9 protein-coding genes are annotated in these 10321 nt (G+C 59.5%); 5 read left to right on the top strand and 4 right to left on the bottom strand.

Going from position 1 to position 10321, the window contains the following annotated elements:
• A partial coding sequence (locus VL688_02100) for a hypothetical protein (protein HTL46836.1) occupies positions 1 to 187 on the top strand: 187 nt, incomplete at its 5' end.
• A 176-nt stretch (positions 188 to 363) separates the two neighbouring features.
• Complete coding sequence (locus VL688_02095; GenBank protein HTL46835.1) at positions 364 to 4986, top strand: hypothetical protein; 4623 nt, start codon at positions 364 to 366, stop codon at positions 4984 to 4986.
• On the opposite strand, the gene VL688_02090 is transcribed toward VL688_02095, so the two are convergent.
• Positions 4983 to 5291, bottom strand: coding sequence for a hypothetical protein (locus VL688_02090; protein HTL46834.1), 309 nt, complete (start codon positions 5289 to 5291; stop codon positions 4983 to 4985). The genes VL688_02095 and VL688_02090 overlap by 4 nt on opposite strands.
• A 70-nt stretch (positions 5292 to 5361) precedes the next feature.
• Here VL688_02090 and VL688_02085 point away from each other — a divergent pair, with 70 nt between their 5' ends.
• A complete protein-coding gene (locus VL688_02085; GenBank protein HTL46833.1) occupies positions 5362 to 6339 on the top strand; it encodes a histone deacetylase in 978 nt (325 codons plus the stop codon).
• A gap of 27 nt (positions 6340 to 6366) precedes the next feature.
• Complete coding sequence (gene rfbC, locus VL688_02080; GenBank protein HTL46832.1) at positions 6367 to 6918, top strand: dTDP-4-dehydrorhamnose 3,5-epimerase; 552 nt, start codon at positions 6367 to 6369, stop codon at positions 6916 to 6918.
• Here rfbC and VL688_02075 read toward each other — a convergent pair.
• From VL688_02075 to VL688_02065, 3 genes are read right to left on the bottom strand one after another with little or no spacing between them, the layout of a single operon-like run.
• Complete coding sequence (locus VL688_02075) at positions 6915 to 7934, bottom strand: hypothetical protein (GenBank protein ID HTL46831.1); 1020 nt, start codon at positions 7932 to 7934, stop codon at positions 6915 to 6917. The genes rfbC and VL688_02075 overlap by 4 nt on opposite strands.
• On the bottom strand, positions 7931 to 8950 hold the full coding sequence (locus tag VL688_02070; GenBank protein ID HTL46830.1) for a putative zinc-binding metallopeptidase: 1020 nt from the start codon (positions 8948 to 8950) through the stop codon (positions 7931 to 7933). The genes VL688_02075 and VL688_02070 overlap by 4 nt, the downstream gene beginning before the upstream one ends.
• A 34-nt stretch (positions 8951 to 8984) precedes the next feature.
• On the bottom strand, positions 8985 to 9743 hold the full coding sequence (locus tag VL688_02065; protein HTL46829.1) for a Sir2 family NAD-dependent protein deacetylase: 759 nt from the start codon (positions 9741 to 9743) through the stop codon (positions 8985 to 8987).
• Positions 9744 to 9755: 12 nt separating this feature from the next.
• On the opposite strand from VL688_02065, the gene truD reads away from it, so the two are divergent.
• Positions 9756 to 10321 (top strand): tRNA pseudouridine(13) synthase TruD (gene truD, locus VL688_02060; protein ID HTL46828.1); only part of this gene is annotated, 566 nt, incomplete at its 3' end.

Raw genomic sequence — 10321 nt, 5'->3', positions numbered from 1 at the left:
GCCGGTTTCTTTTCCCGCGCCGTCGAACGGTTTGGCCATGGCGCCGCTTGCATATCAGCCGCAGGCCCCGCGCGCGGCTTATGCCGTGCAGCCCGCCTATGCGGCTCCGGCGCCGTCCGCTTCTTACCCTCCGGCGCGCCGAAAATGGCGCCGCAGGCAGCATAATGACGCGTACCAGGGATATTGAAATCAAGCTCTAAATCTTTATTTGATATGAGCTTAAGGGTTTTCTAGAACTTTCCATGTCCCCGAACTCGCGCTTGTAAAAGATCGTTTTGTCGGGTAGACTTGATCACCTTTGGCTTTACCGCGAAAGCCGGGAATCCCCAACCCGAGGCCAGCAGGATGAGAAGAGTACGAGAGTTGCGCAGTCCCCTCAGCGCAGTGCTTTGCATCACACTCGCTTGCCTGGATCCCTTTTGCTCGCTTGCCCGCGCCGCCGATCCCATCATTTCTTCGCCCTTTCCGCAGGGCCAGCCCGTCATCAGTGTGGACGAAGCCAATCAGCGCGCGGCCCAGCAGAACGATCAGCCCCAAGAAGAAACCACCGATCTCTTTTTTGGTTCCGGCCCGCTCAGCATGGCTACGCTCAGTGTCTCGGCGCAGTCGGTTTCTTCGCTGCAGCATTATCCGGGCGCCAAAGTCGTCGGCTACAACACTCTCGGCAAATCCGCGCCGCTCATCGGTTACGCGACCGTCAAAGGAATCGATCAGAATAATTTTTCCTACATGTACGATCTCGGCGCGGCGAAAGGGGCCGCAGTCGACATCGTCATCGACAAGCAGGGCGAGACCTTCGATTTTACGGCAGGCTTTTCGATTGCCCTGCGGCGTGACAACCAAGGCAGCCCCACCGGCGGGCTTCCCACGCTCAACCTCATCCTCGAAGATACGCAGGGCAACACCGTGGAAAGGGACATCGCGCTTTCCAATACGGGCGTGAATCCTTCGTTTGATTTCACCGGAAATAATTTTGATGCCGCTCACGTGAAAAAGATCGTCCTGCGCCAGCGCAACCAGGACTTGCAGTCCAACCGCGTGGCGATCGACCGGCGCGGCGAGGTGTTCGTCACGCTCGGCAACGTGGTCGCGGCCTATCCGCTGCAAGGCACGCCGCTCCCCGGCGGAGCCGCCCTGAAACCGCTGAACAGCGTGTTCGGAAAACTGGGCGGCAACCAGAGCGGAGGCCGCTTTCCCGGTTATGTCCGCTCCTTTGAAACGACCGCGGGCTACGGTTTTGCTTACGACGTCGGCGGCTCCAAGGATTCTTTCGCGAAGACCGTGCTTTCCAGGACCGGAGGCGTTTTCGATCTTGCTTCGCACGTGAAGTTCGGGATGAAAAACAGCGGCAACGGCGCCAAGGCGCTCGTGCGCTTCACGGACTCGCAGGGCAATACCGCCGAATTCATGACCGGCCTCACGGCCGCGTTTCTCCAATACAATTTCGATTTGACGGACGCGTACTTCCAAAAGGGGAATTTCGACCGTTCGCACGTAGCCAAGGTGGAAGTCGAAGTGGACCGCTCGCTTTCGCCGCAGCGCCTCGGGCAAATCGAATTCCAGATTTTCCAGTTCGAAACCGATCCGTTCGAGCGCGTGAAGCCCGACGTCACGGCGACGCCCAATATTGCGGGGCAGGCCTACATCCAGACGTCCCCGGTTTCCGGCGCCGTGATTTACCAAATTCAGGTGGCGAGTGATGCGAATTTTACGAACGTCGTGCACGAAGGTTTCCCCCAAGGCGGCAATGAGAACGTGAGCTTGCCCGCCGGGGCTTATTTCGTGCGCGTGCGCGCTTCGGAAAATGTCCAGGTGGAAACCGGTCCGGTCACGGATTGGTCGAACGCGGTCACGGTCCAGGTGCCCGCGGACACGTTCAGCGGACAGAAACCTTCTGTCACTTCCGCCGACACTTCGCTTGCCGGCGTCACGACCGTGCAGTTTGGCGCGGTTCAGGGCGCGCTGCTTTACCGCGTGGACCTTGCAACGGACACGAATTTCACGCAGATCGTGCGCACCGGATTTCCGTCCAGCCCTTCGGAAGATTTTCCGCGCACCGTGCAGGGGCAGGCCGATCTTACGGCCGGGCATTATTTCGCGCGCGTGCAGGGCATGATCAGCGGCGACGCGAACGGCCCGAAAACGCTTTTCTCCGATGCCTTTGCTTTCGATATCGCCACGCCGAGCCTTGAGGCATTCAAGGCCGTGGTTTCGGCCCCGGCTTCGCAGGGCAATAACCAATTTCAAGTTACCCTTCAGTCGCTGGCCCTGGCTTTGGGCTATCAGGTCCAGGTGGCGAGGGACGCGAATTTCACGGACATCGTCCACGACAGTTCCAATGCCACCGCCACGCGCAGCTTCACGCTTCCCGAAGCGGGCGTCTTTTTCCTGCGCGCGCGCGGTTCGGCGGGCAATCCTCTGAGCGCCGGGCCTTTCAGCCAGTGGTCGGACGTCCGAACCTTCGATAATCCTCCGGCGCAGTACACCGGACAAAAGCCCGCGGGACTCGCGGCGGGTCAGATTCCCGGCAATCTTGTGAAAATCGATTTCAATGCCATTCCCGAAACCGCGGTCTACCAGGTCCAGGTTTCCCGCAATGCAAGTTTCACCGACATCCTTTCCGAAGGTTTCCCGGGGCAAAACTCCGAAACCATTCCCGTGCCGGCCGCGGGCACCTATTACATCCGCGTGCGCGGCTCGGCGCTTGCCTCCGTGGAAGCGGGCTTTGTCACGCAGTGGTCGGACACGCTCGTTTACGACGGCGACCCCATCACCAAAGCCAAGCCCACGATCGTGACCGTGAATTCCAATTTCGCCGGGGAAGACAGCATTTTCTTCACGAAGGTCCCGGGCGCCGCCACTAACCAGGTCCAGATTTCGAAGACGCCGGATTTCAACGAGCTCGTGTATCAGGGCTTTGCGATCGATTCGCCCGCGGTCGTCAACACGCTCACCGAATTGCGGTCTTATTTCATCCGCGTCCGTTCCATCAAGTTCGAGCCCGCGGCCGAAAGCCCGAAAAGCCTGTGGGCCGACACGTTCACGTTCGACAAGGTGATCGGATTCCAGACGCTGACTCCCGCGGCGGCGCTGACCTCCGCCGACATCACGGTCTTTCCCGAAGGCACGGCCGGTCCGCTGGGCGTGACCTCCGTGGGGCCGGGCAACGGGGCGACAGACCATGCCGACGCTTTGCCGCGCGGCGTGAAAGTCACTTACAACACGGCCACCCAGACTTTCGCGGGCGGCGGCTTTTCGTACGATAATTTCGGTTCTCAGCCCATCGAAAGCGGGGACCTGCGCGGCCTGACCGAAATGGTCTTCGGCATCAAAGGCAGCGCGAGCCAGGTGAAGTTCGAGATCGTGGACGCGGCCGGACAGTCTTCCTTTATCCGCCTGAGCGGCATCAAGAGCGACGTGGAACAGTTCTGGAGAATTCCTTTCAGCGTTTTCAGCGGCGTGGATTTCTCGAAGGTCCGGCTGATTTATTTCATCGTGGAAGGTCCGGGGCAGGCGGGCACGCTCGAGATCAACCGCGTGCGCACCGGGCTCGACGTGAATCCTACGGCCGGGCTGCATTCGTCCGACGTTACGGAACTCGTGTCCGGCAGCTCGACGCCCTTTGACGTCCTGGTGCTGGACGGCGTTCAGGACCCGTTTACCGGAAACGTCACGGCGCCAAGCGGCCTTCATTATAATTACCAGACGGGTTCGCGCGGCTGGGCTGGAGCCGGATTTTTCTATAACCTGAATCCAGGCGTTTTACCCAACGACGGCCACGGGAATTTCGTGATCGGCCTCAAGGGCACGCCTTCCAAAGTCAAAGTGGAATTTACCGATTCTGCCAACCGTAAAGTCTCGCTGCCGCTGACCGGCATTACCGGGGCGGAACAATACTGGAAAATCCCGCTCGCGCTGCTGGATGCCCTGAACCTGAATCAGCTCAAGAGCGTTTTCTTCGTCGTTGAAGGCGCCAATCAGACCGGAACACTCGACATTCTTTGGATCAAGAGACCTCTCGGCATCGATCCTTCCGCGACGCTGACGTCCGCGGACCTGACCGCGCTGCCCAGCGGCACGATCGGCGCGCCGCGCGAAACCGCGGTCAGCCCCGCGAACGCCAGCTCCAACGCCGTGAAAACCGACCGCGGCGTGCAGGTGACTTACAATACGGGAACGGACGGATGGACCGGCGGCGGATTCACGTACGACGATTTCGGCACCGGGCCCGTGGAGAGCGCGAATTGGACCGGGCTGACCGAATTGCGTTTCGGCGTCCAGGGCGATCCTTCGGAAGTGAAACTGGAAATCCTCGATACCAACGGACAGAAAGTGCAGCTGCGCCTGCAGGGCATCCAGAAAAACAACGAAAAAGTCTGGGTTGTTCCCGCGTCGCTTTTGACCGGAATCGACATCACGAAGATCCGCCTGATTTATTTTATCGTGGAAGGCGTGGGGCAGACGGGCGTTCTCAACGTCAATGTGCTGCCGCCGGTTTTCAAGCTGCTTCCGTCGGCGAACCTGACGCCGGACGACATCAATAACCCCGACGTGGTCGAAGGGCAGGCCAATCTCGTCACCGTGCATCCCACGGGCGCGAGTGCCGCCATCGATTTTCTTCCCGACGAACGCGGATTCCATCTGGATTTCTCGACGAGCAGCGCGGGCTGGTCCGGGGGCGGGCTCGATTTCGACGACGGCGGCACGCCGGCCGTCGAAACCGGAGATTTCCATCTGCTCGATCAGATGATTTTCGGCCTCAAAGGGTCCATCCCGGACGTGAAACTCGAAATCATCGACGCCAACGGCGTCCATGTGAACATTCCCATCTCCGGTATCGACGCGAACACGGAAAAAGTCTGGGTGCTGCCGTTTTCGCCGCTGCTGGCGACGCTCGATCTCTCGAAGATCCGCCAGATTTATTTCATCGTGGAAGGCAACTCAAAGACGGGCAGCCTCGACGTCACGTTCGACCCGCCGGCCTAATACGCCGGCTTGTCTCCTCTGAAGAATTTCCGAAATTCCTCGTCCAAATCCTTGAAGAATTCCTTCATCTGAATCTTGGTATTGGGGTCGTTCAGGCGGGCGATATCCTGTTTCAGGCGGTTGGGGAAATCTTCCAGGCGGAAAGTCCTGTCGCTGCTTGCGATCCGGAAAAAGTAGGCGAAAAGGCAGAGGACCACGAAGCAGGCCGCGACCGAGAGTACCGTAAAAAAACCGCGCAGTATCCGCCGCGCCGCCTTGCCTTCTTCTCTCACCAATTTGTCGCGCTCGTCCTCGCTGCGCCTCATCTTGCCTCCCTTTCCCTTTCGATTTAGAATCGTCATTCCCGGACAACACCTTAAGCCTGGAAGGAAAATCATGGCAACCGGCTTTCTTTACGACGACCAGTTTTTGAAGCATGACGCGGGACGCGGGCATCCGGAATCCCCGCAGCGCCTGGCCAGGACGCTCGCGCATCTGAAAGAGCAGGCCTGGTTTGGGACGCTCAGCCAGGTCCGGCCCGCGCCGGCCGAGGAAAAGTGGATTCTCACCACGCATGCCGCGCCGTATCTCAAACGCTCGAAAGAGGCCTGCGAAGAAGGCGCGCCGTGGCTCGACACGCCGGACGTGGGCATCTCGTCAGAATCGTACGCGACCGCGCTCCTTGCCGCCGGGGGAGGCCTCACGCTTGCGGACCGGATGATGGCCGGCGAAATCCAGAACGGATTCGCGCTGCTGCGGCCTCCCGGGCATCATGCCGAACTGTCGCATGCCATGGGCTTCTGCCTTTTCAACAACGTGGCCATCCTCGCGCGGTATCTCCAGCAAAAACACGGGCTGGACAAAATCCTGATCCTGGACTGGGACGTGCATCACGGCAACGGCACGCAGCATACTTTCGAAGAAGACCCGAGCGTGCTCTACGCCAGCCTGCATCAGTATCCCTTTTATCCGGGGACAGGCAGCGCGTGGGAAACGGGCGAGGGCCGCGGCCGCGGCGCGACGCTCAATTGCCCGATGCCGGCCGGGGCCTCGGACCGCGAATACGAAACCGCGTTCTGCGAACAAATCCTTCCGAAAATCGAAGGCTTCAAGCCCGAGGCCGTTCTCGTCTCCGCGGGTTTTGACGCGCATGAGTCGGACCCTCTGGCTTCGATCAATTTGAGTACGGAATTTTTTGGCTGGATGACTGAGCGCATGATGGAAGCCGCGGACAAACACGCGGACGGCAGGCTCCTGTCGCTCCTGGAGGGCGGCTACAACCTCGATTATCTGCCGCGCTGCGTGGCGCTGCACGTGGAGACCCTGATGAAGAAAGACAAACCACCTCTGGCCCGCCCCGCGAGTTTCCGCTAGAATACGCCAAATCCAAGGAGATTTTTTATGAAGCTGACACGCCTCGAAATTCCCGGCCTTTTTCTGGTCGAACCCAAGGTCTTCAACGACGGACGCGGTTTTTTTTACGAATATTACCGCGAAGATATTTTCCGCGCGAACGGGATCGACGTTTCTTTCGTGCAGGACAATCACAGCCGCTCGCAGCGGGGCGTGCTGCGCGGGCTTCATTTCCAGATCGAGCCGTATGCCCAGGCGAAACTGGTGCGCGTCACGCGCGGCAGCGTGTATGACGTGGCCGTGGACCTGCGTCCCGGATCTTCCTCGTTCGGCCGTTATCTCGCCCTGGAGCTGAGCGCGTCCAACCGCCGCATGCTTTACGTGCCCGCGGGCTTTGCGCACGGGTTTTGCGTGCTGGAAGACGACACGGAATTTTCGTACAAGGTCTCGAACTTTTATTCCCCGCCGCACGAGCGCGGCATCCGCTGGGACGATCCGGCGCTGGGCATTCCGTGGCCGAAACCCGGCATGGATTTCATCCTCTCCGACAAAGACAAGAAGTATCCCACCTTGAAGGAATACCTTAACGCGCAGCGTTAATCTTCGCTGCCCGGGCGGCTGAGATTAATGATCTTCTGGATGAGCTGCGGGTAGGTGGTGCCCGCCTTGGCCGCGGACGCGGCAAAATCTTCTTCCGCGGACAGGATGGGGTTGGGATTGGCCTCGATGAACACGATCTCGCCGGACGGCGTGAGCCGCAGATCGAGGCGGGCATAGCCGCTGATGGAAAGAAGCTGGTAGATTTTTTTGCAGAGGATTTCGATCTTGAGCTGCGCTCCGGCCGGCAGCACGCCCGCGAACTGGTTGACGATGCCCCATTTCTTCCGGTAATTCTCATCCCACTTGGCCTTGTAGCTTGCGAACTTCGGCTCGTCCTCCGGGACTTCGTTGAAGCGCATCTCTCGCACGGGAAAGACTTCCAGCCGCTTGTTGCCGATGACCCCCACGTAAAGCTCCCGTCCTTCGATGTAGCCTTCGGCGATCACGTCCTGATCCAGCGTCTCGTGAATGAAAGCCACGCGGTCCTTGAACTGCGTGTCGTTTTCCACGAACGACGCCTGCGCGATGCCGAGCGATGCCTCTTCCTTGAGCGGTTTGATGAAAATGGGAAAGTCCAGGCGCTTGGGCCGGCGGATCGTCTTGCCGCGCGGCAGGATCGCGAAATTCGGGACCGGGATGCGCGCGTAACTCAGGATCTGCTTGGAAAGCGCCTTGTTCTTGCAAAGCGTGAGACCCGTAGGATTGCATCCCGTGAAAGGAACGTCCAGGAGCTTGAAAAGGGAAACGATGTCGCGGTCATGCGCCGCGTCGTTGCGGAAGCGTTCCACGAGATTGAAAATCACGGTGGGCGGGTACTGCTTTATCTTTTCGAGAAGGATCCGGGTGTCTTCGTAAAGACCGAGCAGCTGATAGTCGTGCCCGAGCGCCTGCAGGGCTTTGATCACATCGGCTTCGGTTTCCCAATCCGGCTGCTTCAAGTCCTCGGTGTAATCCTGGTCCAAGGTCGTGGGGGCCAGCGTGTTGAACACGACAAGGATTTTTTCCTGCTTCTTCATTTGCTGCGCTTGAACTTTCCCGTGAAAAGGTGGTTGGTCACCAGCGTTGTAACGTAGGAAGCGATGTGCGAATCGGATACAGTATCGCCTTTTTTGACGTAAAGATTGAGTTCCTGGCAGCGGGGGATAAGGCTTTGCAGGAGATTATCCACGGTGTATTTCTTTTCCTTGGTCCAGAAGGAGACAACGTCCGCGATCCTCCCGCGGTTTTCGCGCAGGTAGGCCGCGGCTTTTTTCTCGCCGCGATGTTCCGGGGAATCCGTGAAAAGCGTGCGCAGGTCCTTGTCGTAGAAATCCGGATAATCCTCGGCAAAGAGTTTTTTCTTCCGCTTGTAGAAGGTCTTGAGCTTGAGGTTCAGCCCAGAATAGTCGCGGGGATGGAAGCGCGGCTTGTTGACCGGCGTCTTGCCCGCGATGGATTTCATCAGGTGGTCCACGTACTCGAGCTTTTCCAGCGCGCCCTTCCAGCCTCGGTAGCGCTGCTTCCAGTTGAGGTTCGGCGTCAGCCACACCGCGAACGTTTCGGCGAAGTCCTCGTCCGGATGGCTTTGCGCGTACCAGTTTTCGAGATGGATCACGTACGAGCGGCTGTGCGGCCGCGGGCGGTACGTGTCCGGATATTCCTTGGACGCGGGCCCGAACAATTCGCGCCAGCGGCTTTTCTTATAAAGATTGTAGGCGTAGGAATACGCGTGCCCGGCCTCGTGGCGGATCAGCTTCAGGAATTCGGTCTTCGAATCGCCCTCGGCTTCCAGCATCATTTTTTTTTCGAGGCGGCGCAGGCGCGGATGTGCGAGATAAAACGGAATGCCGATGGCGGGCACGCCCACGGGGCAGAACCACTCGTCGGCCAGAAAACAGGGCGGGAGAAAGGAAAGGCCTTTGTCCTGCAGCTCGCGGTAAAGTTTCTGGATCAGGGTGGCGATCGCGGTCCTGCTGATCGTCAGGTCGAGTTCCGTGATCTTCTTTTCGAGGAGCGCGTTTTCCCGGAGGTTGTTCCAACTGAGGCCTGTCATAGGACCGCATTATAGCACGGGAACGGGGGTCCTTTTAAGGCAGGCCGGCATTTAAAAAAGGCCCCAGATCGGTGTGCACAGCCAGGTCCGCCAAGGGGTCCAGAGGGGTCGGCTCCCGGTTGATGAGGACAAGCCCGGCCCCGGCTTCCTTGGCGCGCCGGGGCAGCGAGGCCGCGGGCTGCACGACCAGGCTCGATCCCGCGCAGATCATGAGGTCGCATTGGGCGGCCCAGTCAAAGGCCGTGTAAAGGGTGCGGGCATCCAGTTCCTGGCCGAAGGAAATGGTGTTGGGTTTCAGCAGCCCGCCGCAGGCAAGGCAGCGGGGCGCTTCCTCGCCCCGGAGAAGCCGGGCATAGACGATTTCGAAATCCTCGGTTTTTTCGCAGCCCAGGCAAAGCGTTTCGAGATTGGTGCCGTGCAGTTCCAGGATTTTTTTACTTCCGGCCCTGGCGTGCAGGCCGTCGATGTTCTGCGTGATGAGCCCGAGAAAATGCGGCGAGGTTTCGAAGCGCGCCATGGCCAGATGCCCGGGCCCGGGAAGCGCGGCGCGGATCGTGCCGAACATCTCTTTTTTCCTCGCCCAGTATTCTTTCCTTTTGTCTTCGTCTTCCAGGAATTCCTGGAACGTGACGGGCTGATACCTTTGCCACAGGCCCCCCTGCGAGCGGTAATCCGAGATCCCGCATTCGGTGGACATGCCCGCGCCCGTAAAAAACACCACGCGCCGCGCATCCGCGAGCAGCGCCTGGAAGCGCCTGATTTTTTCGTCGGGCAAAGCGTTCATGTATGCCATAATAACAAAACCATGGAAAAAAATTGGCCTTATCTTACGGCGGACATCCCGCCTCTTGCCCTGACCGCGCGCCAGACCGAGGAAGACTTCGAGGTGGAAGAAATCCCCGCGTACGAGCCGTGCGGCGAAGGCGACCACGTTTATTTCCGGATCGAGAAAAAAGGAATTTCCACGCATGAGGCCTGCCGCCGCATCGCGAAGGTGATGAACGTGCCGGCCAAGGAAATCGGCGCGGCCGGGTTGAAGGACGCGCGCGCCGTGACCCGCCAATGGCTGAGCCTTGAGCACGCGGACCCGGCCCGCATCCAGGAGCTGCAAATTCCGGACCTGTGTGTCCTCACGGTCACGCGCCACCGCAACAAATTAAGAATCGGGCATTTGAAAGGGAACCGGTTTGTCCTGAAGCTCCGCGGCATGGAGGCCGCGCGGCTTCCGGACTTTCGGACTGTTTTGTCGCGCCTTCAGGAAAAAGGCGTGCCGAATTACTTCGGGGCCCAGCGCTTCGGCATGCGCGGCGATACCGCGCTCACCGGCGCCGCGCTCATGCGTGAGGATTACGAGGCTGCCGCGCGCCACAT

It is taken from the genome of Verrucomicrobiia bacterium, from assembly GCA_035495615.1.
Classification (GTDB): domain Bacteria; phylum Omnitrophota; class Omnitrophia; order Omnitrophales; family Aquincolibacteriaceae; genus DATJFP01.
The sequence above is the reverse complement of the archived record's forward strand: the minus strand, read 5'-3'. Positions and strand labels throughout refer to the sequence as shown.